The sequence below is a fragment of the Blastococcus sp. CT_GayMR16 genome (genome assembly GCF_004570875.1).
Classification (GTDB): Bacteria; Actinomycetota; Actinomycetes; order Mycobacteriales; family Geodermatophilaceae; genus Blastococcus_B.
This window is the reverse complement of the sequence record NZ_SPQK01000009.1, coordinates 117,276-142,910: the sequence shown is the minus strand read 5'-3', so window position 1 is coordinate 142,910 and position 25,635 is coordinate 117,276. Positions and strand designations below refer to the sequence as shown.

The 25,635-nt window shown below is 73.2% G+C and carries 20 protein-coding genes; 7 read left to right on the top strand and 13 right to left on the bottom strand.

From position 1 onward, the window contains the following. Positions 1 to 29: 29 nt before the first annotated feature. Positions 30 to 1,049, top strand: coding sequence for a ParB/RepB/Spo0J family partition protein (locus E4P38_RS12175; RefSeq protein ID WP_135132067.1), 1,020 nt, complete (start codon positions 30 to 32; stop codon positions 1,047 to 1,049). Between the two features lie 31 nt (positions 1,050 to 1,080). On the opposite strand, the gene E4P38_RS12170 is transcribed toward E4P38_RS12175, so the two are convergent. The 9 genes from E4P38_RS12170 to E4P38_RS12130 all read right to left on the bottom strand — a co-directional run bounded on the left by E4P38_RS12170 (position 1,081) and on the right by E4P38_RS12130 (position 13,298). Continuing rightward, a complete protein-coding gene (locus tag E4P38_RS12170; RefSeq protein WP_135132066.1) occupies positions 1,081 to 2,073 on the bottom strand; it encodes a D-alanine--D-alanine ligase in 993 nt (330 codons plus the stop codon). Next, positions 2,070 to 3,485 (bottom strand): PLP-dependent aminotransferase family protein, encoded by a 1,416-nt coding sequence (locus E4P38_RS12165; RefSeq protein WP_245160973.1) that lies wholly within the window; start codon positions 3,483 to 3,485, stop codon positions 2,070 to 2,072. Before E4P38_RS12165 ends, E4P38_RS12170 begins: the two co-directional genes overlap by 4 nt. Positions 3,486 to 3,697: 212 nt before the next feature. After that, entirely contained in the window at positions 3,698 to 4,897 is a 1,200-nt protein-coding gene (locus E4P38_RS12160; RefSeq protein ID WP_135132065.1) for an N-acetylmuramoyl-L-alanine amidase, read from the bottom strand. A 142-nt stretch (positions 4,898 to 5,039) separates the two neighbouring features. Continuing rightward, the gene (gene trxA / locus E4P38_RS12155; protein ID WP_135132064.1) at positions 5,040 to 5,366 is read right to left on the bottom strand and encodes a thioredoxin; all 327 of its coding nucleotides are present in this window, start codon (positions 5,364 to 5,366) and stop codon (positions 5,040 to 5,042) included. 71 nt (positions 5,367 to 5,437) lie between these two features. After that, entirely contained in the window at positions 5,438 to 6,418 is a 981-nt protein-coding gene (gene trxB / locus E4P38_RS12150; protein WP_135132063.1) for a thioredoxin-disulfide reductase, read from the bottom strand. Between the two features lie 110 nt (positions 6,419 to 6,528). After that, entirely contained in the window at positions 6,529 to 8,334 is a 1,806-nt protein-coding gene (locus tag E4P38_RS12145; protein ID WP_135132062.1) for a protein kinase family protein, read from the bottom strand. Positions 8,335 to 8,414: 80 nt separating this feature from the next. Beyond that, positions 8,415 to 10,409: a murein biosynthesis integral membrane protein MurJ gene (gene murJ, locus E4P38_RS12140; RefSeq protein ID WP_245160972.1), complete on the bottom strand. Its 1,995-nt coding sequence runs from the start codon at positions 10,407 to 10,409 to the stop codon at positions 8,415 to 8,417. A 26-nt stretch (positions 10,410 to 10,435) separates the two neighbouring features. Next, positions 10,436 to 12,763: a DUF6049 family protein gene (locus tag E4P38_RS22915; protein ID WP_280791076.1), complete on the bottom strand. Its 2,328-nt coding sequence runs from the start codon at positions 12,761 to 12,763 to the stop codon at positions 10,436 to 10,438. Positions 12,764 to 12,821: 58 nt separating this feature from the next. Further along, the gene (locus E4P38_RS12130) at positions 12,822 to 13,298 is read right to left on the bottom strand and encodes an NUDIX hydrolase (protein WP_135132061.1); all 477 of its coding nucleotides are present in this window, start codon (positions 13,296 to 13,298) and stop codon (positions 12,822 to 12,824) included. A gap of 41 nt (positions 13,299 to 13,339) precedes the next feature. On the opposite strand from E4P38_RS12130, the gene E4P38_RS12125 reads away from it, so the two are divergent. Together E4P38_RS12125 and E4P38_RS12120 are read left to right on the top strand one after the other, a co-directional pair. After that, positions 13,340 to 14,842, top strand: coding sequence for a CCA tRNA nucleotidyltransferase (locus tag E4P38_RS12125; RefSeq protein WP_135132060.1), 1,503 nt, complete (start codon positions 13,340 to 13,342; stop codon positions 14,840 to 14,842). 49 nt (positions 14,843 to 14,891) lie between these two features. Continuing rightward, positions 14,892 to 15,917 (top strand): matrixin family metalloprotease, encoded by a 1,026-nt coding sequence (locus E4P38_RS12120; protein WP_245160971.1) that lies wholly within the window; start codon positions 14,892 to 14,894, stop codon positions 15,915 to 15,917. 8 nt (positions 15,918 to 15,925) lie between these two features. Here E4P38_RS12120 and E4P38_RS12115 read toward each other — a convergent pair whose 3' ends face one another. Then, the gene (locus E4P38_RS12115; RefSeq protein WP_135132058.1) at positions 15,926 to 17,200 is read right to left on the bottom strand and encodes an MFS transporter; all 1,275 of its coding nucleotides are present in this window, start codon (positions 17,198 to 17,200) and stop codon (positions 15,926 to 15,928) included. 156 nt (positions 17,201 to 17,356) lie between these two features. On the opposite strand from E4P38_RS12115, the gene E4P38_RS12110 reads away from it, so the two are divergent. Beyond that, on the top strand, positions 17,357 to 18,025 hold the full coding sequence (locus tag E4P38_RS12110; RefSeq protein ID WP_135132057.1) for a YqgE/AlgH family protein: 669 nt from the start codon (positions 17,357 to 17,359) through the stop codon (positions 18,023 to 18,025). 107 nt (positions 18,026 to 18,132) lie between these two features. Here the strand turns inward: E4P38_RS12110 and E4P38_RS12105 are convergent, their stop codons facing one another. From E4P38_RS12105 to E4P38_RS12095, 3 genes are all read right to left on the bottom strand, one after another. Beyond that, a complete protein-coding gene (locus tag E4P38_RS12105) occupies positions 18,133 to 18,900 on the bottom strand; it encodes a hypothetical protein (RefSeq protein ID WP_135132056.1) in 768 nt (255 codons plus the stop codon). Between the two features lie 94 nt (positions 18,901 to 18,994). Continuing rightward, positions 18,995 to 20,074 carry an inositol-3-phosphate synthase gene (locus tag E4P38_RS12100; RefSeq protein ID WP_135132055.1) on the bottom strand — a complete coding sequence of 360 codons (1,080 nt, stop codon included), beginning with the start codon at positions 20,072 to 20,074 and terminating at the stop codon, positions 18,995 to 18,997. Between the two features lie 96 nt (positions 20,075 to 20,170). Further along, a complete protein-coding gene (locus E4P38_RS12095) occupies positions 20,171 to 20,845 on the bottom strand; it encodes a PadR family transcriptional regulator (RefSeq protein ID WP_135132054.1) in 675 nt (224 codons plus the stop codon). Between the two features lie 186 nt (positions 20,846 to 21,031). Here E4P38_RS12095 and E4P38_RS12090 point away from each other — a divergent pair, with 186 nt between their 5' ends. The 3 genes from E4P38_RS12090 to E4P38_RS12080 all read left to right on the top strand — a co-directional run bounded on the left by E4P38_RS12090 (position 21,032) and on the right by E4P38_RS12080 (position 25,559). Further along, positions 21,032 to 21,445, top strand: coding sequence for a DUF5318 family protein (locus tag E4P38_RS12090; protein ID WP_209309071.1), 414 nt, complete (start codon positions 21,032 to 21,034; stop codon positions 21,443 to 21,445). A gap of 152 nt (positions 21,446 to 21,597) precedes the next feature. After that, complete coding sequence (locus E4P38_RS12085) at positions 21,598 to 24,006, top strand: transglycosylase domain-containing protein (protein ID WP_245160970.1); 2,409 nt, start codon at positions 21,598 to 21,600, stop codon at positions 24,004 to 24,006. A gap of 23 nt (positions 24,007 to 24,029) precedes the next feature. Continuing rightward, complete coding sequence (locus tag E4P38_RS12080) at positions 24,030 to 25,559, top strand: glycosyltransferase 87 family protein (RefSeq protein WP_135132053.1); 1,530 nt, start codon at positions 24,030 to 24,032, stop codon at positions 25,557 to 25,559. Positions 25,560 to 25,635: the final 76 nt, after the last annotated feature.

The window sequence follows — 25,635 nt, the reverse complement described above, 5'->3', positions numbered from 1 at the left end:
CCGATCCCCACCGTGAACGAGGAGCGGCGATGACCAAGCGCGGCGGCCTGGGCCGAGGGCTGGCTGCACTCATCCCCACCAGTGCGCCCGCCCCCGAGCCGGCGCCGGAGAGTGCTGACGAGGCCGGCGGGAGCACGTCCGCGCCGGCCGTGAGCCTGGTGCCCGCTCCCCCGACGACGTCGCCGTTCTCGGCGCCCCTGGCGGCGCGCGCCACCGAGCCCGAGGGTGCGCTCGGGGTACCGGGTGCCCAGCTGCGCGAGGTGTCCGTCGAGGACGTCGTCCCCAACCCGAAGCAGCCGCGTCAGGTCTTCGACGAGGAGTCACTCGAGGAGCTCAGTCACTCCGTGCGGGAGTTCGGGCTGCTCCAGCCGATCGTGGTGCGCGAGAATCCGGACGGCGGCTACGAGCTCATCATGGGCGAGCGCCGGCTGCGCGCCGCCCGGGCCGCGGGTCTGGACACCGTGCCGGCCATCGTCCGGGACACCACCGACGACGCGATGCTCCGGGACGCCCTGCTGGAGAACATCCACCGGGTGCAGCTCAACCCCCTCGAGGAGGCGGCCGCCTACCAGCAGTTGCTCGAGGAGTTCGGCGCCACCCACGAGGAGCTGGCCAGCAAGATCGGCCGGAGCCGCTCGCAGGTGACGAACACGATCCGGCTCATGAAGCTGCCGGTGAAGGTGCAGACGCGGGTCGCCGCCGGCGTGATCTCGGCCGGCCACGCCCGCGCCCTACTCGGTCTGGCGGACGCCGAGGCGCAGGACGCGCTGGCGACCCGGATCGTCGCCGAGGGGATGAGCGTCCGCGCCACGGAGGAGGCCGTCGCGATGGCCGCCACCGAACGGCCCACGGCCAAGCGCCGCGCGCGCAACATCAGCGCCCCGGGAGTCGAGGAGCTGGGGTCCCGGCTCTCCGATCGGTTCGAGACCAAGGTCAAGATCCAGATCGGCCGGGCCAAGGGCCGCATCGTCGTCGAGTTCGGTTCGGTCGACGACCTGCAGCGGATCATCGGCGTGATGGCTCCGGAGATCACCGGACGTCGGGACTGACCGCGCTTCCGTCACAGACGAAACGCGGTCCCTACCGATTTCCGGCGCGGCGTGCGAGCAGTCGGGCGAGGACCTCGCCGAGCTCGTAGCCGGCCGCCTCGATCGCCATCGGGAACATCGAGGTCTCGGTGAGCCCCGGGGAGACGTTCACCTCGAGGAAGTGGACCTGGCCGTCCGGGCTGACGATCGCGTCGGTCCGGGAGAGGTCGGCGAGCCCGAGCACCTCGTGCACCCGCACCGCGAGTGCGGCCGCCCGGTCCGCGACGTCCTCGGAGACCCGTGCCGGGGTGTGGTACTCGGTGAGGCCGGGCGTGTACCGCGACGTGTAGTCGAACACCCCGGACTCGGGGACGATCTCGACGGCGGGCAGAGCCTCGGGGCCGTCGCCGAGGTCGATCACCGACAGGGCCAGCTCCACGCCCTCCACGAACCGCTCCACCATGACCGTGTCGCCGTAGGCGAAGCAGCTGACCATGGCGGCGGGCAGGTCCTCGACGCGGCTGACCTTCTGCACGCCGAGCGCGGATCCGCCGCTGGCCGGCTTCACCATCAGCGGGAGGCCGAGCCGGGCGACCATGAGGTCCAGGACGGCGCCGGCGCCGAGCTCGCGGAAGGTGCTGTGCGGGAGCGCCACCCAGTCCGGCGTCGTGACCCCGGCGGAGCGGATGACGGACTTCGCGGCGGGCTTGTCCCAGGCCAGCCGGCAGGCGGCGGCCGGGGAGCCGACGTAGGGGACGCCGGCGAGGTCGAGCACGGCGCGCAGGGCGCCGTCCTCCCCCGTCGCACCGTGGAGCGCGATGAAGACCGCGTCGGCGGGCGCGGCCGCGAGGCCGGGCAGCAGGCCGGAGTCGGCGTCCCGTATCTCGGTGTCGACGCCCGCGCGGACGAGCTCCTCCCACACCTGGGTGCCCGAGGAGAGGCTGACCTCCCGCTCGAAGGTCAGCCCGCCGGCCAGGACCACGGCCCGCAGGGCGTGCCGGTCGGCCCCGGCTACCGGTGCGGGTGCAGGGGCGGTCTCGCTCATCGGCCGTCCTCGTAGGTGTCGCTGTTCGCCGGCCCGACGATGTTCGGGGAGCCACCCCGGCCCACGCCACGGAAGGTGCCGGTGTCGACGGTGTCGAAGGTCGAGTGCAGGTCCAGCTCGGCCTCGATGACCCGGGCCAGCCGGCGCACGCCCTCACGGATCTGGTCGGGTTCGGGGTAGCAGTAGGACAGCCGCATGTACTCGCGGCCGTTGCCGTCGGCGAAGAAGCCGATACCCGGCACGTAGGCCACGTGCGCGTTGACGGCACGCGGCTGCATCAGCTTGGCGTCCAGACCGTGGGGCAGCTTCAGCCACACGTAGAAGCCGCCCTCGGGCTGGGTCCAGGCGGTGCCGGCCGGCATGAGCGCGGCGAGGGACTCCAGGCACGCGTCCCGGCGCTCCCGGTAGAGCTCGGTGAAGGTCTTGATCTGCTCGCGCCAGGGCTGGGTGTCCAGGTAGCGGGCGACGGCGTACTGGGTCAGCGACGGCGGGCACAGCACCTGCGCCTCGGTGGCCAGCACCAGCTTTTCGCGGACGGCGAGCGGGGCGAGCACCCAGCCCACCCGCAGGCCCGGCGAGAAGGTCTTCGAGAACGAGCCCAGGTAGATGACGCGCTGGCTGTTGCGGGCGCGCAACGCGCGCAGCGGCTCGTGCTCGAAGCCGAGCAGGCCGTAGGGGTTGTCCTCGATGATGAGCAGGTCGTACTTCTCGGCGAGCGCCACGATCGCCTCGCGGCGCTCCTCCGAGAGCGTCACCCCGGCCGGGTTGTGGAAGTTCGGCACGGTGTAGAGGAACTTGACCCGGTCGCCGTTGGCCCGGCACGCCATCAGTGCCTCCTCGAGGGCCTCCGGGATGAGCCCGTGGTCGTCCATGGCGACGTGCCGGACGCGGGCCTCCGAGGCCTGGAAGACGCCGAGCGCGCCGACGTAGGACGGCCCCTCCGCGAGGACGACGTCGCCCGGGTCGACGAACACGCGGGTGACCAGGTCCAGGGCCTGCTGGGAGCCCACCGTGACGACGACCTCGCTGGGGGAGGCATCGGCGATGCCCTCCAGCGCCATGACGTCGCAGATCCGCTCACGGAGCCGGGGATCGCCCTGTCCGGAGCCGTACTGGAGGGTCTGGGCGCCCATGCCGGAGACGAGGTCGCCGATCATCGAGCCGACGACGTCGAGCGGGAGGGCCGTGACGGCCGGCATCCCGCCGGCGAGGGAGACCACTTCCGGCCGGCTGACGACGGAGAACAGTGCGCGGATCTCCGAGGTCTTCATCCCGTGCGTGCGTGCTGCGTACCGGTCGGCCAAGGGGTCCAGCCGCGGATGGCGCGGCACGACGTGGGGATGCGCACCGTGCGTCAGGTGCGTCCCCGGCTGACCGGGACCGGCGGGAGGGCCGGGCGGAGTGGTGGGCACCTTCACGAGTGTAAGGAGAAGGTCGAGAACATTCGTCGCGGACACGGCGGACGGACCAGTCCAGGACACCCCTACGGAACGAGAGACGCCCCGCGAGGCGCCGGGCCGAGTGGGGCCCGGAGGGTTCCGCGCAGGCGCGACGGGCTGGGCTCCGCGCAGCCGGGGGACGGATCCTGGCCGCGGTGTCGTCCGGAGGACGACAGTGTCACCGCCTAGAGCGGCTTGGCGAGGATGAACGTTCCCGTCGGGGGGTCGGCCTCGGCGGGGAGGAACAGGCGCTGCACGGCGGCCAGGACGGCGTGGGCGACGGCGCTGCGCACGCGGGCGTCGAGCAGCAGCAGCCGGTCCACCGGGTGGGACAGGTAGCCGCAGTCGAGGCGGACCGCGGGCATGCGGGTCATCCGCAGCAGGTCCCAGGTCTTGGGGTGCGAGCCGAGGTCCAGCATGCCGGTCCGGGCGATGACCTCCCGGCGGGCGAGGTTGGCGAACTGCTCCCCGACCGTGGAGGAAGCCCCGGAGCCCGTGCCGTAGTAGTAGCTGGCGACCCCGCGGGCGTGCTCGGAGTCGTGGGCGTCCAGGTGCAGGGAGATGAAGAGGTCGGCGCGGGCGTCGTTGGCGAACGCGGTGCGCTCGGCGAGCGAGGGGTTCCGGTGCCGGCCGCGCGTCAGGTACACGGTGGCGCCGGCGGCCGCCAGGCGGCCCTCGATGCGGGACGCGAGATCGAACACCAGGTCGGACTCGGTCGTCTCCCCCGCGCTGAACCCGGGCTCCTCACCGCCGTGGCCCGGGTCGACCACGATGCGCCGGCCGATCAGGTGGGGCCCGCTCTCCACGAACGAGGCGCTCTGCCGCAGCAGCTGGGGGCGGCCGCCGGTGACCTTGCGGCCCAGCTGGCGGAGCGCGCGCAGGGTGGCCGGTCCGCAGGTGCCGTCGGAGGTCAGGCCGTAGTCGCGCTGGAAGGTGCGCAGGCCGACCTCGGTCTCGGGGCCGAAGACCCCGTCGACCGGGCCCGCGTCGTAGCCCAGCTCGTGCAGGCGGTCCTGCAGGTTGATGACGTCGTCGCCGCGAGTGGGCCGCTCCGGGTCGTAGCGCAGCAGTCGGTCACCGAGGGACCAGCGGGCCTCGTTGAGCGCCCGGTAGGTCTCCTCGCCGACGCGACCGTCGACCGACAGGCCGCGCACCTGCTGGAAGTGACGGACGGCGAGCTCCGTGGCGGAGTCGAACTCCGCGGTCTCCAGCGGCGCGGTGTCGAGAGCGGTCCGCTCCATGGGGGCGATCCGGAGCGGGACGGTGGCCAGCGGGCCGTCAGTGGCTGTGGCTGTCGCCTGCCCACCGAGGAGGCCCAGGCTGCGCAGTGCGGCGCGCACATCGGCAACGGCTGGACCGCGGTCCCCGAGTCTCAGAATCTGCATACCGCTGTCGGCTCCCATCGTGTGCCGATTGTCGTCCCCGCAGCCGGACCCGGCCCACCGGGGGGCCACAAAGGCCGGAGGCCCATCCGTCCGCTGGACGAATGGGCCTCGTGGGACTGGAACGGCCGCCCTGGCAGGGGGCCTACAGGTAGTCGGCCAGGTCGTTGAGGATCGCGCCCTTGGGCTTCGCGCCGATGATGGACTTCACCGGCTTGCCGCCCTGGAAGACGGTCATCGTCGGGATCGACATCACCTGGTAGTCGCGGGCGATCTGCGGGTTCTCGTCGATGTTCAGCTTGGCGATCGTCAGCTTGTCGCCGTGCTCGGCGGCGATCTCCTCGAGGACCGGGGCCACCATCTTGCAGGGGCCGCACCACTCCGCCCAGAAGTCGACGAGCACGGGCTTGTCGCTGCCCAGCACGTCAGCCGCGAAGCTGGTGTCGGTGACCGTCACGGTGTTGCCTGCCATCGGTCGTTCTCCCTCTTGTCTGGGGTGAAGTGCTCGGTGGGTTAACCCGCCGAGCGGTAGATGTATGCCCGTCAGCGCTCGTCGAAGGTGTCGGCGAGCCAGCGCTCGGCGTCGATCGCCGCGGCGGCCCCGGTGCCGGCGGACGTGATCGCCTGGCGGTAGATGTGGTCGACCACGTCGCCGCAGGCGAAGACGCCGTCGATGTTCGTGCGGGTGCTGGGGTGCTCGACCTGGATGTAGCCCTCGTCGTCGAGCTTCAGCTGGCCGGCGAACAGTTCGCTGCGGGGGTCGTGGCCGATGGCCACGAACAGGCCGGTGACCGGCAGGGTCTCGGTGCTGCCGCTCGCGAGATCGGTCAGCTCGACGCCGGACACGGTGGATTCACCGTGCACGTCGGTGACCGCCTTGCCGAGGGCCCACTGGATCTTCTCGTTGTCCTGCGCGCGCTTCTGCATGATCTTCGACGCTCGCAGCTCGGGACGCCGGTGGACGACGGTCACGCTCTTCGCGAAGCGGGTGAGGAAGGTGGCCTCCTCCATCGCTGAGTCGCCACCGCCCACGACCACGATGTCCTGGTCGCGGAAGAAGAAGCCGTCGCACGTGGCACAGGCGGAGACGCCGCGGCCCAGCAGCCGGGCCTCGTTCTCCAGGCCGAGGTAGCGGTACTTCGAGCCGGTGGCGACGATGACCGCGTGGGCGAGGTGCACCTCGCTGCCGACCTTGACGACCTTCGGGGTGGCCGTGAGGTCGACCTCGGTGACGTCGCGTGCGACCAGTTCGGCGCCGAAGCGCTCGGCCTGGGTGCGCATGTCGTCCATGAGCTGCGGGCCCTGGACGCCCTCGGTGAAGCCGGGGAAGTTCTCGACCTCGGTGGTGGTCATCAGGGCGCCGCCGAACTGCGAACCCTCGAACACCAGGGGGTGGAGGTTCGCCCGCGCGGCGTAGATCGCAGCGGTGTACCCCGCCGGTCCGGACCCAATGATGATCAGATCGCGAACGCCGTCATGCTCGGCCGGCGGGATCGTGGGGTTCTCGATCTCACCCGTCGTCACGGCAGGACCGGGGCTCGGGAAATTCGTCGTCACGGGCTGCACAACGAGGATCGTAGGGGCGGCATTCCCCCGCCGCCCGCTCCCCCACCGGCAGGAGACCCCCCGATCTCCTAGCCGGCTGCGTTGACCGCGACCTCGGCGATGTCGGCGGAGAAGCCGTTCTCCGACTGCACCAGGCCGGTGATCCAGACGAGCACGAAGCGGGCGGTGACCGGCTCGTCGAAGCCGAACTCGGCGCCGTCCTCCACGGTGCCGTCGGCGGCCGGCGTGAAGCCGTCCAAGTCGTCGGCGGGCTCGTCGGCCGTGCGGATCTCCACCGTCGCACCCGGGGAGACGCTGTCGATGGTCACGCCGGCCAGGCTCTGCGACTCACCGAGGTCCAGCAGCAGGCCGACGCCGTCCTTGAGGTTGCCGAAGGCCGGGGAGCCGCGGTACTCCAGCGTCGACCACGCCGTCGAGGCGTCGCCGTCGTAGGCGAGCGGGACGTCGCCGTCGTTCTCCGGCTCGCCGTCACCGAAGGGGTCGAACACCTCGGCGGTGACGATCGGGATGGCGGCGCCGGCCGCGGTGCCGCCCGGCTCGGCGGAGCCGTCGGCCGACGAGCTCGACGAGGGGGTCGATCCCTGCACCTCGTCCACGGAGTCGGTGACGTCGAGGACGGTCGAGCCGACCCACCAGGCCAGCGCGATGACCACGATCAGGGCGAGCAGCGGCAGGCCGATGACCACGGCGCGGTGCCTGCGGGCGCCGTCCTCGTCGTCGACGTCGGTCTCGCCGGTCGGCGGTCCGCCGTAGCCGCCGTAGCCCGTGTCGCCGTAGCCCTCGCCGTAGCCCTCGTCCGCGAGCACGTCGAAGGACTCGTCCCGGTCGGTCCAGGACTGCTCCTCCGCGGCGCCGTGGCGGCGCGTGGGCGCCACGGGGGGAACCGCGTAGGCCCCGGCGCGGGGGGCGACGCTCCCGGCGTCGATCGTGTCCCCGCCGAGAGCAGCCGCGGACAGCGGGGCGCCGGTCTGGGTCACCGGACGCACGCGCGGAACCGGCGGCATCGTGTGGGGATCCAGGCGCACGGCCTCGCCGTCGGCCGCGATGTTCGCCTCGGCGGCGGCAGGGGAGGCCTCGGGACGGCGGTCCCGGAGCCGGCGCAGCCAGCTGCTGTCGGTGTCGTCGCGGTGCGGCTCGGTGCGGTGCTGGTGCGCGGACGACGTGCTGCCCGGGCCGGTCCGCGGGCGCTCGGCCAGCAGGGAGGCCATGGCCGCGACGCTGGAGAGTCCCTGACCGGGCTCGGTGGAGCGGGCGCGGCGGACCAGCGCCAGCAGGTCGGAAGGCCCGCTGAGCGGGTGGGCGTCACTGCCGGGCGCCAGGCCGGTGAGGCAGGCCTCGAGGAGGGCGCCGAGCGCGGCGATGTCGCCGTCGATGGTGCCGGTGGCGGCCGGGACGGCGCGCAGGCCCACCAGCCCGTTCGGGCGCAGGACGACGTTCTCCGGGCTCAGGCCGCCGACGGCGAGACCCACGCGGTGGGCCTCGGCGACGCCTTCGGCGAGCCGGCGGAGCACGGTGCGGACCTCGCGGTCGGGCATCGGACCGCGGCTGAGCCGCTCGGCGAGCGTCTCCCCGTCGATCCACTCGTTGACGACGTAGGCGGCGCCACCGGGCGCCTGCGGGTCGCCGGTGCCCTCGGAGGCGTCGTAGACCATCGCCAGCGCGGGGGTGGCCAGGCCGCCGGCGGTCAGCGCCCGGCTGATCCAGGCGTGCGCCGCGGGACCGGCGGGGGTGTGCACGCGGATCGCGACGTCCCGGTTGAGGACCCGGTCCTTGGCGCGCCAGCACTGGATGACGCCGGTGGGCGTGGGCTCGTCCGGCCCCACCTGGTCGATGGGCCGGTAGCGGTCGGGAAGGCCGGTGGTCGTCGATGTCATCGACACTGTCGACCCCCTGTCATCAACCGGCCGCCGGCGCGAGCGCTCCGGCGGCGGCGACGCCTCCTGCGAGGAATCGGTCATCCGCGTCCCGTCCGGGCCCTGACGGCAGCCAGGGGCTCCCGGACCTCCGGAACGCGGGCGACCACGAGACCTGCCAGAGCCACGCCGCCGATGACCACGGTACCGATCAGCACCTTCCCGAGCGAGCTTGCCGACGACGCGCCGAGCAGGTCGTCGGTCACCTTCAGGACCAGCCAGCCGACGCCCCCGGCTACGGCCGACACGGCGATCATGCGCGCCACCGGCCCGAACGTCTCCTTGGTGGCCAGTCCACCGAGCCGGCGGCGCAGGACGAGGTCCCCCAGGACCCACCCCGCGACGTAGGTGATGCTGGTCACCAGCATGAGCCCGGCGACCACGTCGTCGGGCTCGGCCACCGCCGGGACGAGCAGCAGCAGCGGCACCCGGACGGCGACCATGCCGACCTGGATGAGCGTCGGCGTCCGCGCGTCCTTCATCGCGTAGAAGACCCGCAGCTGCAGCAGGGTGACTGCCAGAGGCAGCAGCCCGAAGGCGCCGACCGCGAGCGCGGTGCCCATTGCCTCCGCCTCGGCCGCGCTGGTGTTCCCGCGGGCGAAGGCGACGATCCCCAGGTCGGGGCCGACGACGCACAGGACCGCGGTGACCGGCAGGAGCCCGAGCGCGGACAACCGCGTGCCGAGGGAGAGGTCGGAGACGACGCCGGGGATGTCGTGGCGGGAGGCGGCGCGGCTCATGCGGGGCACGAGGGCGGTCAGCAGGGCCACGCCGATGATCCCGTAGGGCATCTGGAACAGCAGGCTCACGTACTGGAAGGCGCTGGAACCCAGCCCGCCCTCGCGCGTGGCGGCGTTGGCGATCCGGGTGGCCACGATGACGCCGACCTGGCTCACCGCGACGTACCCGATCACCCAGAGGCCGAGGGTGCCGGCCTCGCGCAGCCCGGTGTTCTTGAGCCCCCACCGGGGGCGCAGCGGGACGCCGGCCCTCTTCAGCACGGGGAGCAGGACGAGCGCCTGGACGACGATGCCGAGCGTCGTGCCGCCGCCGAGCAGCCAGATCTGCCCGTCGGTGAGCGTCGCGGGCTCGAGGTCACCCGGACCGCTCGCGGCCATGAAGAGCAGTCCGGTGACGATGACGACGACGTTGTTGAGTACGGGCGCCCACGCCGGCGGGCCGAACACGTCGCGGGAGTTGAGGATCGCCTGCGCCAGCGCCCCGATGCCGTAGAAGACGATCTCGACCAGCAGGATCCGGGCCAGCCAGTTGGCCAACCGCACCTGGTCGGGGTCGTCGGTGATGCCGTAGAGCGAGGTCAGCAGGGGTGCGAGCAGGATCGCCAGCGCGGTGACGACCACCAGGCCGGCGGTGGCGATCGTGGCGAGCCGTTGCGCGTACCCCACGCCGCCCTCCCGGTCGTGCTCCTGGGCGTGCACCAGCAGCGGGACGACGACCGACGTGAGGACCCCGCCGAGCAGCAGCTCGTAGACGATGTTCGGCAGCGTGTTGGCCGTCGTGTACGCGTCGTTGACCAGGAGCACGCCGAGGGCCGCGGCCAGCACGATCGTGCGGAGCAGCCCGGTGACCCGGGAGACCAGGGTCGCGACGGCCATCGTCCCGGCGGCGCGCAGGATGCCCCCCGACGCGCCGGGCGCGCCCTCGCGCCGTTCCGCTTCCTCCTCGGTCTCCTCGACCGGTCCCCGCGGGACCGGTGGCAGCGACGTCATCACCTGGGTGTCGTCGGCCGCCGCCGGGACCCAGCGGTTGCGCGCCGCCGGCGGCGGTGGCGGGGGGAGCTGTCGCGGCTGCGGCGGCGGCACCGGCGGCAGGGAGGACGCCTGGCCCGGGTCGCCGAACGGTGTCGAGGCCGGCGGAGCCGCCCGGTAGGGCGGGGGCGGCAACGCGGAGGCGGCGTCAGGTCGGTTGTGTCGCTCCCGGGCCGGTCGGGGCGGCGGGGGAGGCGGCATGCGGTGCGGCCGGCGCGCGGCGTCGTCCGCACCGGACTGCTCTGCGCCGTCCGGGCTCTGGGTCATCGGGCGGTCGTCCTCGGGGCCGGCCCTCACACCGGGCTCCGGTTCGGGGGCTGCAGGCCGGCCATCCCCTCGGGCGCTCTCTCCTCGGGAGCGGCGGCGGCCGCCCGGCGGCGCCGGAGCACGAAGTTGACCAGCCGGCGCAGGAACAGCAGGCCGAGCAGCAGGGCCGACCCGATCGTGATCATCAGCGAGATCGAGCCGTAGGCGGTGCTCTTGACCTGCAGCGAGATGCGGTCGCCGAGCGGGCCGCCGTCCGGGGTGGTGAGCTGCGCGCTGACCGCGAACCCCCCGGACTGGCGCACCTGGGTGGGTACCTGCAGGGTCGTGCGCTGGCCGGGGGCGAGCGTCTGCGTGCCGATGTCGGCGATCGACAGCCCACGGGTGCCGCGGGTGCTGACCTCGAGCTTGACGTCGATCGCGATGGGGAGGTCGTTGCGCACCGTCAGGACCAGCGGGGCGTCGCTGGACCCCAGGCTGTAGGTGCCGTCCGCCGGTGCCAGGAGCGTCACCTTGCCGCGCAGCCGCTCCATCGCCGCCCGGAGGGACTGCGCGCCGCCGCGGAAGCCCTCGGGATCGGTGCGCCACGCCACCGACGTGGCCCGGGAGGTCGCCGCGTCGTAGGCCTGCAGCGCGGTGTCGGCGTCGCCGACCACGGCTCCGGCGAGGTCGTCCCGCAGGCCCACGGCGGCGACGACGTCGGCCATCCCGGCGGCCTCCAGAGCGACCGCCTCGGCCGGAGCAGCGAGCTCTCCGGCGGGCGTGCTCGGCCCGCCGAACAGCTCGTCGGGTCCCGACGGGCGCAGCCAGGGGAGGCCGGCGGTGTCGGCCATCATGGCGCCGGCGCCCTCGGGTCCGGCGTCCACGTTCCGCGGCGGGGCGACCAGCACGGTCTGCTCCGTACCCGCCGGCGCCTGGAGGCTGAGCACCGCGAGCTCGGCCAGGTAGCGCTGCTCGGCCATGCGTGCCCCGCCGGCCGCCTGCTCGGCGGTGCCGACGATGTCGCCGAGCGTCGGGTCGGCCACCAGCGCCTCGACGGGCCCGGTGGCGGTGGTCAGGGTCGTGTGGGCAGCGGCGCGGCTGCCCGAGAGCCCGACGGCGGCCTCGCCGTCGGTGAGCCCGGCACTGCTCAGCACGACGCGATCGACGCCGCCGGACTGCAGGGTGAGCAGCGTCCCGGGCCGCAGCGTCCCGTCCGCCGCCCAGGCGAGGTCGGTGCGGGGCTCGACGTCGAGTGCATCGGCGAGGATCCGCGCCCCGGCCGCGGTGTCGTCGGCGCCGGCCTCGGGCGGGACCGCGCCGGTCGCGTCGGCAGGGGGGAACGTCTCGTCGGCGCCGTCCTGACCGCTGTCGGGGGGCGGGTCCTGCGCCGTGCCCTTCGGGCTGCCCGGGAGGCTGCGGACGATCACGTCGGACAGTCCGGCCGCGTCGAGGGAGTCGGCGTCCACGTCCCCGTAGGAGAGGGCCACCACGGGATGCACGGCGGCGACCGCGGCCAGCCGGTCGAGGTAGGCGGCCGCCGCGCCGGTGCCCTTCCCGGCGTCCTCGGCATCGCCGACCGGGTACGGTCCGGCGGCCATGAGCGTGAGTTCCTCGACCAGTGCGGGATCGACGGCCAGGGCGACCGGGACCGCGGGCACGGTCTGCGTACTGCCGGGTGCGGTGCTCCCGGGCAGCCGTTCGATGACGGCCAGCGCGCGGTCGAGCCGGCCGCCGTCGGCGATCGCGTCGGCCAGCCCGTCGTCGAGGAAGGTGCCGGACGGACCGCGGTGCGTGCGCTCGGTCAGCGGCCAGAGCCAGCCGACCGCGGTGCGGGACGCCGGGAGCACGGGCTGCTGGACGAGGAACGTCGGCAGCTCACCCACGCGTCGCAACTCGTCGCCGTCCACGGCGCCGTTGACGTTGAGCAGCACCGGGTAGACGCCGTTCCGGTCGAGCCGGAGTTCGTCGGCGGGGATCGTGTAGCTGAAGTCGAGCGCGTCGCCGGGGTCGAGATCTCCCGGCACGTCCTGGAACGCGGCCGGCACCGCGGTCGCCGGATCGGGGTCGCGGCCCACGGCGGCCAGCTCGTCGCGGGTGGTGAGGACCTGGCCGCGCTGCAGCCGGACGCTGAGGTCGCCGATCGGCGTGCTGCCGGTGTTGGTGAGCGTGCCGGTGACGGTCACCATCGCCCCCGGCGTGACGGCGCGCGGCTCGAACCGGCCCACGTCGATGCGGACCGGGCGGTCCTGGCTGCTGACGTCGTCGACCGGGTCGGCCGTGACCAGCGGCGGCGCCGCCTGGGCGGACGCGAGCACAGCGGCCGGCGCGAGACACAGCCCCGCTGCGAGCAGGGGGACGACGGCGGCGCGCGCCAGCGCCGTCCGCGGCGTGACGCGGGGCCGCGCTGTGCCTATCTCGACCTCGCAGGCTCGGTCACGCGCTGTCGGCCAGCAGTGCGGGCGCGCGCTCGACCAGTGCCCGTTCGTCGGCGTAGGCCAGTCGGCCGCTCAACTCGTCGAGGGGCACCCAGGCGACCTCGGTGACCTCGATGTCGGCGTCGGAGAGGGCGCCGCCGATCGCGCGGAGCAGGAAGTGGTGGACGGTCTTGTGCACCCGGCGCCCGTCGGCGACGAACCAGAAGTCGATGATCCCGAGCGGGGCGACGACCTCGCCGATGATCCCGGTCTCCTCCGCGACCTCGCGGACGGCGGTGTCCTCGGGGGTCTCGCCCTCCTCGATGTGCCCCTTGGGCAGCGACCAGAGGAGCCGCCCGCGGCGGTCGGTCCGGCCGATGAGGGCGGCACGGGGCCCGGTCACGCCGTCATCGGCAACCACCAGGCCACCGGCAGAGGTCTCGTCGACCCGTCGAAGCCGGCGGCCGGGGCGCCCGCGCCCGCCGGTCCCAGCCATGCCAGCAGGGTAGCGCGAGGCACGCACTAGGCTGGCTCGTCGTGTCCGCCACGCCCCCGAGTCGTCCTCCTGACCCGCCGGTCCCCCCGGCCGTCCAGGAGACCGTGCGGGCGCTGGTGGAGCTCTCCCCCGTCCTCACCGAGCTCGGGCGACGCTTCACGCAGGCCGGCTTCGAGGTCCACCTGGTGGGCGGTTCGGTGCGGGACGCGCTCCTGCGGGCCCGGGCCGGCGGGGGCGCACTGCCCGGCGACCTCGACCTCACCACCGACGCCCGTCCCGAGCAGGTCCTCGACCTGCTGAAGGGGTGGGCTCGTTCCACGTGGAACACCGGGATCGCGTTCGGCACCGTCGGGGCCGAGGTCGAGGGCGCCCGCGTGGAGATCACCACCTTCCGGGCCGACCGCTACGACCGCGAGTCGCGCAACCCCGAGGTCGCGTGGGGCGACTCGCTGATCGACGACCTCGTGCGGCGCGACTTCACGGTCAACGCCATGGCGGTCTCCCTGGGGCCCGACCGCACGGTCACCGATCCCTTCGGCGGGCTCGGTGACCTGCTGGCCAAGCGGCTGCGCACGCCCGGTGCCGCGGTGGACTCCTTCGCCGACGACCCGCTGCGCATGCTGCGCGCCGTCCGGTTCGTGGCGCAGCTGGGGCTGACGCCGGCGGACGACGTGGTCGAGGCGATGACCGAGATGTCGGCCGAGCTGGCCCGGATCACGCCCGAGCGGGTGCAGGTCGAGCTGTCCAAGACCCTCCTCGCCGACCGCCCCCGGGCCGCGCTGGAGCTCTTCGTCGCCACCGGCCTGGCCGACGTCGTCCTCCCCGAGCTGCCGGCGCTGCGGATGGAGATCGACGAGCACCACCAGCACAAGGACGTCTACACCCACTCGCTCACGGTGCTGGACCAGGCGATCACGCTGGACCAGGCGATCACGCTGGACCGGGCGGACACGGAGGCGGAGTCGCCGGACCTCGTGCTCCGGCTCGCGGCCCTGCTGCACGACATCGGCAAGCCGGCCACCCGCCGCCACGAGGCGCGGGGGCGCGTCTCCTTCCACCACCACGAGGTCGTCGGCGCGAAGCTGGTCCGCAAGCGGCTGACCGCGCTGCGCTACCCCAAGGACGTCGTCGAGGCGGTCTCCCGCCTGACGTTCCTGCACCTGCGCTTCCACGGATACGGCAGCGGCGAGTGGACCGACTCCGCGGTGCGCCGCTACGTGACCGACGCCGGCGACCTGCTCCCGCGGCTGCACAAACTCGTGCGCTCGGACTCCACGACCCGCAACAAGAGGCGGGCCGCCGCACTGGCGGCGACCTACGACTCCCTCGAGGAGCGGATCACCGAGCTGTCGGCCGCCGAGGACCTCGCGCGGGTACGGCCCGACCTCGACGGCAACGCGATCATGGAGATCCTCGGCGTCGGACCCGGCCCGGACGTCGGCCGCGCGTGGCGCTTCCTGAAGGACCTCCGCCTCGAACGGGGGCCGCTCGACCCCGACGACGCCGAGGCCGCGCTCCGTCAGTGGTGGGCCGCGCAGACCTGATCTGCGCCCCGCGCTGCAGATGCGGCCCCGGCCTGCCGACAATCCGGACGTGGACTCCGGCGGTGTGGACGGCGACGAGGGACCGTTCCCCCGGTCGCCGTCCGGGCGCGTGCCGCAGTGGGTCCTGGACGAGGCCGCCGGCCTCACCGTGCAGCCGCTCCCGTGGCGCGCTCCCCCGCCACCGGTCCCGCCGGCTCCTCGACGTCGCCGCCGTGGCCGCGCCGCGCTGCGGGCGTTCGTCGTCCTCCTCCTCGTCCTGCTGCTCAGCGGCGGGGCCGCCGTCCTGGTCGGTCCCGGGCCTTGGGCCTGGACGGCGCCGACGCCCGACGGCTCCCCCGACGTCGCCCTGGACGCGCCGCCCACGGTTCCGGCGCCACCGGCCACCCCGACGCCGCCGCCGGACCGGCCCACGGGCGGGTTCGAGGCGTCCCGCTCCCCCCTCGGCTATCCGTTCGAGGCCCCACCCGAGGGCGGGCCGCACACCTTCGTGGCCTTCCAGGCCGACGGCGTCACCGCGGTCGCCTACGACCCCTGCCGGCCGATCCACTACGTCCTGCGCCCCGACGGCGCGCCCGAGGGGGGCGAGGACGTCGTGCGCTCGGCGATCGCCCGCATGTCGGAGGTGACCGGACTGCAGTTCATCGAGGACGGCGCCACGGACGAGCCCACCACCATCGACCGGCCGATCTACCAGCCCGAGCGCTACGGCGACCGATGGGCGCCGGTGCTGATCGCCTGGGAGACCGAGGAGCAGAACCCGGCCCTGGCCGGTGACACGGTCGGGCAGGCCGGCAGCGTGGCCGTCTCCCTCGGCAAGGGCCCGCGGGTCTTCGTCACCGGAACCGTCTCGCTGGACGCCGGGCGGATCCCGGAGATCCTCGGCTTCCGCGACGGGGAGGAGACCGCCCGGGCCATCGTCCTGCACGAACTGGGGCATCTCGTCGGCCTGGGCCACGTGGACGACGACACGCAGCTCATGTACCCGGAGGCCCGCCGGGAGGTCCCGGACCTCGCCGACGGCGACCTGACGGGGCTGTCCGTCCTGGGCCGCGGTCCGTGCGTCGCCGAGCTCTGACTCCGCGGTCAGTGCCGCCGGGTGATGCGGGCGTAGGCGAACGCGGCCAGCAGGTACCCGGCGCCGACGGCGATCAGCACGGGGTAGGAGATTCCCGATGGGGGCAGCACCAGCGCCCCGAGCAGCAGCGCCACCACGAAGGTGACGTTGAACAGGGTGTCGTAGACGGAGAAGACCCGGCCGCGGAAGTCGTCGTCCACCGACTCCTGCAGGGTCGTGTCCACGCAGATCTTCACGCCCTGGGCGACGAACCCGAGGACGAACCCCGCAGCCACGAAGGTGGGCGCGATGAAGGGCAGGCCGAGGGCGAGCTGGGCGAACCCGCCGCCGGCGAGCAGCAGCACGATCCAGCGGGGCTTGCCGATCCGGCGGACGACGGCGGGCGTGACCGCGGCCGCCAGCAGCGTGCCCAGCGCGCTCGCACCCAGGAGCTCCCCGAGTCCGACGAGCCCGCCCGGGAAGAGGCCACCCTCCGACGTGAAGGTGTTCCGGTAGAGCAGCAGCGTCATCAGGGTCAGGACGCCGTAGCAGAGGCGATGCAGGCTGATCGCCAGGAGCGCCGCCTCCGCGGGCCGGTGGGTGCGGACGTGCCGCGCGCCGGCCAGCATCCCGACGGCCACCTCCCGCGCGGTCAGCCGTGGCGAGCCCGCCATGTGCTCGGGCCCGAGGTAGGCGCGGTCGAACCGGGACACCACCGCGGCCGCCGCCAGATAGGGCAGCGCCGCAGAGAGCGCCACTCCCGCGAACCCGGCGTTCCCGGACTCGATCACCTGGAGCAGCGCGATCGCCGCGCCACCGCCGACGACGCCGGCCACCGCCCCGGACGTCGTCGACAGCGCGTTCGCGGACACCAGCGACGGCTCGTCGGTGGTGTGCGGCAGGCCGGCCGACAGCGCGGCGAGGATGAAGCGGTTCACCGACAGGACGGCGAGGCCCGACGCGTAGAACAGCGTCCCGGAGACGCCCGCCAGCACGAGCGCTGCCACGAGGACCACGAGTCCGGCCCGCACGACGTTGGCCCACAGCAGGACCTGACGCCGGCTCCAGCGGTCCAGCCAGACGCCGGCGAAGGGCCCGACGAGGGAGTAGGGGAGCAGCAGGATCGCGAACCCGGCGGCGACGTCGACCGGATCGGCGGCCCGCTGGGGGTTGAAGAGCACCGTGCCGGCGAGCGCCGCCTGGAAGACGCCGTCCCCGAACTGGGACAGCAGGCGGGTGCCGAGCAACCGGCGGAAGTCGGGGCGGAACAGCAGGTGGCGAACGGTCGTGCCCGCCTGCGCCACGCCGATCACCCTAAGGGGGCCGCTGGTGGCCGCGCGGTGACCGACGGGCCGGTCGCGACGTCGCCGGACCCGCCGCGCCGAGACTGACCTGGCCAGTTCCCCCAGTGGGGGAGCGACGGCCTCCCCGCCGGCCGCAGGTGGGGCACACTGGCATCGATGACCCCGGTCCCCGCTTCCCCCGACCCCGAGTCCGGTCCGCCCGCGCGGCCTGCGACCGGTCGGCGGCGTGCCCCGGCCGTCCCGGCGCTGTCCGTCGGCAGGCTGGACGACGTCTGTCCCGGCAGCCTGCTGGTGGCGCTGCCGTCACTGACCGACCCGACGTTCGCCGGCACCGTCGTCTACGTCCTCGACCACTCCGACACCGGCACGCTGGGCGTCGTCCTGGGACGGCCCAGCCAGGTGGAGATCCGCGACGTGCTGCCCGGCTGGTGCGATCTCGCCGTCGACCCCGGCGTGTTCCACGTGGGCGGGCCCTGCGAGACCGACACCGCGCTCTGCCTGGCGACCGCCCCCGCGGCTGCGGCCGACGAGCACAGCCCGCTGCGGCGCGTGGCGGGCGACGTCTACCTCGTCGACCTCGACGCCGACCCGGCCGACCTGCCCGAGCAGGTCACGGGCCTCCGGGTGTTCGCCGGCTACGCCGGCTGGTCCCCCGGTCAGCTCGCCGGTGAGATCGTCGAGGGCGCTTGGGCCTGCGTCCCGGGGCGACTGGACGACGTCCTCAGCGCCGTGTCCGGACCGGACCTGTGGCGTGCGGTGATGGGCCGCCAGACCGGCCGGCTGGCCGTGCTCTCGACCGCTCCGGCAGATCCCACCGCCAACTGAGGGTGCCCGGATCGCTGCGGATCTGGTAGGAAGGACCCGGGAGAGGGCGGTCTGGGGAAGAGGCCGCCCTCTCCCGCTGTCTTCCGGCGGTGAGTGCCCCCGCCCCGCTAGATCCCGAACGTGGCTGCGATCTCCGGGTGGTCGGCGGCCTCGGCAGTCTCCGCCTCCGGCGGACCGGGCAGCGTTCGTGACCCGTGGTCCGACAGCGTCACGGTGACGTCGACCTCCCCGCCCGCGACGGGCGTGACGAACTGGGTCAGGAGGTCGTCGGAGGCCGCGACGGCCACCGTGCGGCCCCCCTTCAGCGCGAACAGCGAGGTCAGCCGGCTGTCGATGGAGCGCTGCCCCTCCCACGTGTAGCCGGCGTCCACGAAGGACCGCGGCTCGTCGGCGGTGCGGGCAGAGAGGTTCAGCAGCACCTCGACCAGGACGTCGACGAGCGGTGGCACGGCACCCTCGTCCCCCGCTGTCAGCGGGCGGTGCAGATAGCCGGCGCCGGGAGCGCCCGCCGCCGCGAGGGCCTGGGGCAGCCCGGGGAGATCGCCGACCCAGATGTCCTCCGCCGTGAAGAACAGCGCGCGGGCGTCGTCCGGGCGTCCGTCACCGAAGCTCGTGACGGCCTGCGCCCGGCCGGTGTCGTGCCGGAAGTCGACCTCACCGGTCAGCGTCAGCACGGTGTCGTCCCCGTACGGCGCCGTGACCACGAAGTCGGCGCCGCCGCGGGTGAAGTTCCGGTGCAGGAGGCCGGCGAGCGCGTCGGCGTCCTGCTGGGTGACCGGGTCCCCGGGCGAGCGCTCGGCGTCGCCGCCGCTCGAACACCCGGCCACGAGCGCGATCGCCAGCCCTACCGCCGGGAGGAGAGCTCGGGGCCGCATCCGGGGAGCGTATGCACGACCGGGCCCCACCCCCGGCAGGACGCGACAGAGCCCGCACTCCCATCGGGAATGCGGGCTCCGTCGCGGTCCTGGATCAGCGCTCGATGTCGCCGCGGATGAACGCCTCGACGAGGTCGTGGGCCTCGCTGTCGCGGTGCTGCACCGGCGGGCTCTTCATGAAGTACGAGGACGCCGACAGGATCGGGCCTCCGATCCCGCGGTCCTTGGCGATCTTCGCGGCGCGGACGGCGTCGATGATGATGCCGGCCGAGTTGGGGGAGTCCCAGACCTCGAGCTTGTACTCGAGGCTCAAGGGGACGTCGCCGAACGCACGGCCCTCGAGGCGGACGTAGGCCCACTTGCGGTCCGAGAGCCACGGCACGTGGTCCGACGGGCCGATGTGCACGTTGCCCTGGCCCATGTCGCGGTCGATCTGGCTGGTGACCGACTGCGTCTTGGAGATCTTCTTCGACTCCAGGCGCTCGCGCTCGAGCATGTTCTTGAAGTCCATGTTGCCGCCGACGTTGAGCTGCATCGTGCGGTCGAGCTGCACGCCGCGGTCCTCGAAGAGCTTGGCGAGGACGCGGTGGGTGATCGTGGCGCCGACCTGGCTCTTGATGTCGTCACCGACGATCGGCACGCCCGCGGCGGTGAACTTGTCCGCCCACGCCTTGGTGCCGGCGATGAACACCGGCAGGGCGTTGACGAACGCCACACCGGCGTCGATCGCGGCCTGGGCGTAGAACTCCGCGGCCTGCTGAGAGCCGACCGGCAGGTAGCAGACCAGGACGTCGGCGCCGGACTCGCGCAGGGCGGCGACCATGTCGACCGGCTGGTCGTCGGACTCCTCGACCATCTCGCGGTAGTACTTGCCGAGCCCGTCGAGGGTGGTGCCCCGCTGGACGGTGACGCCGAGCGGCGGCACGTCGCAGATCTTGATCGTGTTGTTCTCGCTGGCGACGATCGCCTCGGAGAGGTCGCGGCCGACCTTCTTGGCATCGACGTCGAACGCGGCGACGAACTCGATGTCGGACACGTGGTAGTCGCCGAAGCGCACGTGCATCAGGCCGGGGACCGAGGCGGTCTCGTCGGCGTCCCGGTAGTAGTGCACGCCCTGTACGAGCGAGGCGGCGCAGTTCCCGACGCCGATGATGGCGACCTTGACTGATCCCATGACTCTCCTTCTTCCTGGACCGCGTGGTCCCGTGTTCGCGAACCGCGAGCGGTCCGGTGCTGACTGCGGGCGGGGCCGGTGACCCCGTCGCACTGCTCAGGTGGTGGGTTCCGACGCCGGGGGCGAGGGGTCGCCCCCGGCATCCCGGCGTTGTCCGGGCTCCGACGCCTCCCGGCGTTGTCCGGGCTCCGACGCCTCCCGGCGTTGTCCGGGCTCCGACGCCTCCCGGCGCTCGCTGTCGATCAGTTCCGACAGCCAGCGGACCTCGCGGTCCACCGACTCGAGGCCGTGGCGCTGCAGTTCGAGCGTGTAGCGGTCGACCCGTTCCCGGGTGCGCGCCAGGGAGGACCGGAGACCTTCCCGCTGCTGCTCCACGGTGCGGCGACGGCCCTCGAGGATGTGCAGACGGACGTCGGCGGCGGTGTGCCGGAAGAACGCCAGCCGCACGCCGAAGTGACCGTCGTCGCCGTAGGCCTCCGGGCCGGTCTGGCCGACCAGCTCGTGGAACCGCTCCTTGCCCTCGGCGGTGATCGTGTAGACGACCTTGCCGCGCCGCCCGGTGAGCGGTGGCGCGTCGGCCGGCAGCAGAGCGTGCGGATCGGGCTCATCGGTGGAGATCAGCCCGGCTGCCCGCATCCGCTTGAGGGCGGGATAGAGCGACCCGTAGGAGATGCTGCGCAGCCCGCCGAGGACCTGCGAGAGCTGCTTGCGCAGCTCGTAGCCGTGCATCGGCGACTGGTGCAGCAGGCCGAGAATGGCGAACTCGAGCATCGCGCCTCCCTCAGCCGGTGTTCCCGATGTATCGAGACGATACATCGTGACATCGCAATCCTCCGGATCGCACCGCGGCCAGGAGTCGTTCCCCCGCTGCTCGGAGCGTGTCCGTCGACGACAGCGCTGGACCCTCCGGGCCCGCTTGTCGCCGAAAGAGCCCTTCCCTTTGCGTACATTGACGCCGTGCCCGGACGTCGTTCCGTCGTGGACTACTCGCTGCAGCGGCGAGCCGTCCTCGCCGGCGTGTACGCGGGCCGCACCGGATTGTTCGAGGTCTGCGACGCCAGTCCCTACCTCTCCCGGGCGGCCAAGTACCACGGTGAGGCGACGGACGTCGCCTGCCCGGTGTGCCGCAAGGAACGCCTGACCAGGGTGAACTACGTGTACGGCGACCATCTCGGACCGACGTCCGGACAGGCCAAGACCGCGGCCGAGCTCGCCCGGATGGACGCCATGCAGGAGGAGTTCAGGGTCTACGAGGTGGAGGTGTGCCGCAGCTGCGGCTGGAACCACCTGGACGCCTCGTACGTCCTGGGTACCGAGCCCGTACCGGGGCGCCAGCCCCGGCGGAACCGGCGCCAGGTCGCCACGGAGTAGGCGCTCGGCGAGTGCAGGGCCCGCCACGGAACCGGCGGAGTGTCTGCGCCGCCGCGCCGCGGGTCCTCCCCCGCTCCCACAGCTGAAGACGCCACGCTGCGACAGGGGCCTGCCCCCGTCGCCGAACCGAGAAGTCAGAGAGGGGTTCCCTCGTGCCATCCCACGACGAGACCTCACCCGTCGCGCCCCGCGCCGGTTCGGTCCGCCGTCCGGACCCGACACGTTCGCGCCCCACCGGAGGCGGCGGCCGTGCCGGCGCCGGTCGTCCGTCCGGCAACGGCCGGGCCCGGACGACGGCCGCCCGCACCGGCCGTCCCGCCCCGCCGCGCAGTGGCACGTCCCGCAGCGCCGGGTCCGGGGGATCGGGCCGGCCGCCGGCGAAGGGCGGCTCGACCAAGCCCAGGGGCAAGGGACCCCGCTCGAAGAAGCAGCGCCGCAGCCACCGGCTGAAGATCGCCGGCGGCATCGTCGCCGGGATGCTGGTCCTGCTCGGCGTCTTCGTCGGCGTCGTCTACGCCAGCACCGACGTGCCGAGCCCGGACTCGATCACCACCGCGCAGACCACGCGCGTCTACTACTCCGACGGCACCACGGAGATGGCGCGGCTCGGTGACGAGAACCGCACCAACGTCCCGCTGGCCCAGATCTCGGAGCCGGCGCAGAACGCCGTGCTGGCCGCGGAGAACCGCGACTTCCGCACCGACCCCGGCATCTCGTTCACCGGGATCATCCGCGCGGCCTGGAACAACCTGACCGGTGGTTCCACGCAGGGCGGCTCGACGATCACCCAGCAGTACGTGAAGAACGCGATCCTGCAGAACTCCGAGCAGACCTTCACGCGCAAGTTCCAGGAGCTGTTCCTGGCCATCAAGCTGGACAACAACTACTCGAAGGACCAGATCCTCGAGAACTACCTCAACACCATCTACTACGGGCGCGGCGCCTACGGCATCGAGTCGGCGGCCAACACCTACTTCGGGATCTCGGCCTCGCAGCTCACCCCCCAGCAGGGCGCGGTGCTCGCCGTCCTGATCCGGAGCCCATCCCGCTACGACCCCGAGGTCAGCCCCGAGGAGGCCACGGACCGCTGGGGCCGGGTGCTGGACGCGATGGTCGAGGAGGGGTGGCTCAGCTCCGACGAGCGCGCCGCCTCGACCTACCCGCCCGTCCAGCCGAAGACCGGTTCCTCCCTGGGCCTCCCCCAGGGACCCGAGGGCCTGATCGTGTCGCAGGTCAAGAACGAGCTGATGCGCGAGCACGGCTACACCGAGCAGCAGATCGACGCCGGTGGCCTGCGGATCACCACGACGGTCAACAAGGGCTACCAGGACGCTGCCGTCGCCAGCGTGAACGAGGTGATGGCGGAAGAGGACAACGCCGTCCTGCGCGAGGCGCTGGTGTCGGTCGACCCCAAGACCGGTGGCGTGCTCGCCTACTTCGGCGGCCAGAACGGCACCGAGTTCGACTTCGCCCAGGCGCTGCGGCAGCCCGGCTCGTCGATGAAGCCGTACGTGCTCGCCGCCGCCCTCGAGCGGGGGATCGGCGTCCAGGCGCGGCGCGACGGCAGTTCACCGCAGACCTTCCCCGACCGCGACGCCGAGGTCGTGAACTCCGGTGGGGCCTCCTGCCCGTCGTGCACCCTGATCGAGGCCATCACCCGGTCGCTGAACACCACCTTCTACGGACTGGCGTACGAGGTCGGGCCCGAGAACGTCGCGGTGGTGGCCCGGAAGGCGACCGGTCTGCCGGACGTCTGGGAGGTCGGCGGCAGCAACTTCGTCGGCAAGACCACGCTGGCCAACCCGGAGAGCGGCAACACCGGCTCGTCGATCGGCATCGGCGAGTACGAGATGCGCCCGATCGACCAGGCCGTCGGGTTCGCGACGTTCGCCAACGGCGGCGTCCACCGGGACCCGTACTTCGTCGCGCAGGTGACCGACTCCGAGGGCACCCAGCTGCTCGGCCCGCCGGCCGACGAGGGCGAGCAGGTGATCCCCGCCGATGTCGCGAACGACGTCACCTTCGCGCTCGAAGGCGTCGCCCAGTTCTCCCGCCGGGCGCTGGACGACGGGCGTGAGGTGGCCAGCAAGACCGGTACCCAGGGCCTGGACCGGGTCAACAACTCCGACGCCTGGATGGTCGGCTACACGCCGTCGATCTCGACGGCGGTGTGGATGGGCACGCAGGGCCGCGATCCGATCATCAACTCCGACGAGGGGATCATCTACGGATCCGGTCTGCCGGGGGCGATCTGGCAGCGGTTCATGAACGCCGTCCTCGCCGGCACCCCCGAGGAGAACCTGCCCGACAAGGCGCTGATCCAGGGTGACACCGGCGAGGGCGTGCCCGAGCCGACCACGGAGGCTCCGCCGACGAGCGAGGCACCGGCCAGTTCGTCGGCCGCGGCAACCACGACGGCGGTTCCGGACGTGCCGACCGATACCCCCACGGGAACCCCGACCGGTACGCCGACCGCCACCGGGCCCGGGGTGCCCGGTCTCCCTGGCCAGCCCGGCAATCCCGGAGGCCAGGGGCCGCCGGACGGGGAGCCGGCCGACTGAGGTCGATCCCGCACACTGAGCACGTGAGCAGCGCACCTCCGGGCCCGTCCGCACCAGCGGACGGGCCCGCGGTGTCTCCGGAGCCGGCGTCCGGCGGGTCCTTCCGCCGCGCGGCCGACCCGCCGCCGCCGGACCGGGTGATCCCGTCCTGGGCGGACCCGGTCGTGGCCCAGGCGAGCGAGGCGATCGGCGGCCCGTGGGGCCGGCACGCGGTGATCGGCCGGGCGCTGTTCTGGACGCCGCTGCGGGTCTGCCTGCTGTTCACCACGTTCGTGCTGGCGCTCGCCTGGATCAAGCAGGCGCCCTGCTCGGACGGCAACTGGGCAGGCTGGGTGCAGTACACGCACTTCTGCTACTCCGACACCGTCCCGCTCTTCGGCCTGCACGACCTCGACACCGGCGCGCTCCCGTACCTGGACTCCCCCGTCGAGTACCCGGTGCTCACCGGCGGCTTCATGGCTCTCGCCGCCGCCCTGGGCCGCGTGTACGACGGCGCGGAGTCGGCCTGGGGAGTGCTGCCCGACGCCCCCGCCGTCCAGAGCTACTACGTGGTCACCTGCCTGCTGCTGTCGCTGTGCGCCCTGCTGACGACGCGGGCGGTGCTCGGACTCTCCGGCCGGCGGCCCTGGGACGCGGCCATGATCGGTCTGTCCCCCCTGCTGTTCGTGCACGCCTTCACCAACTGGGACCTCTTCGCCGTCGCCCTGGCGACCGCCGGCCTCTGGGCCTGGGCGAGACAGCGACCGGTCCTCGCCGGCGTGCTGCTCGGCCTGGGCATCGCCGCCAAGCTCTATCCGGCCCTGCTGCTCGGCGCGCTCTTCCTGCTCTGCCTGCGCGCCGGCCGGCTCCGGACCTGGCTGCGGACGGCGGTGGCCGCCGGCGTCGCGTGGGTGGCGGTGAACGCCCCGCTGGTGGTGCTGGCGCCGGAGAACTGGAGCCGCTTCTTCCGGCTCAACAGCAGCCGGCCCGCCGACCCGGACACCATCTGGAACCTCGTCCTGCACGCCACCGATCAGCGGGCGTTCGACGGCCTGCTCGCCGACGGCCAGTCCCCCACGGTCCTGAACGCCGTCGTCGCCGTGGCCCTGCTGCTCCTGGTCGCCGGGGCGGCCTGGCTGACGCTGGCCGCACCCGTCCGGCCGCGGGTGGCCCAACTGGCCTTCCTGCTCGTCGCCGGCTTCCTGCTGCTCAACAAGGTGTGGAGCCCGCAGTACTCGCTGTGGCTCCTGCCGCTGGCCGTGCTCGCCCGGCCGCGCTGGCGGTCGCTGCTGCTGTGGCAGGCCACCGAGGCGCTGCTGTGGGTGCCCCGGCTGCTCTGGTACCTGGGCGCGGACAACCGGGGCGTCGGCATCGAGTGGTTCTTCCTCGGGGTGGTGATCCGCGACCTCGCCGTCGTCGTGCTCATGGGCCTGGTCGTCCGGGACGTGCTGCGCCCCGACGAGGACGTCGTCCGCACCACCTGGCCCGGCGTCGACGACCCGGCGGGCGGCCCGTTGGACGGCGCCACGGACCGCGTCGTGCTGCGCCGGCCCGGTGTTGATCAGGTCACCTGATCATCAGGGGTCCTGGCTCACGATCGACGGTGAGCCAGGACCCCTCACGGTGAGCCAGGACCACCCGTTTTCAGCC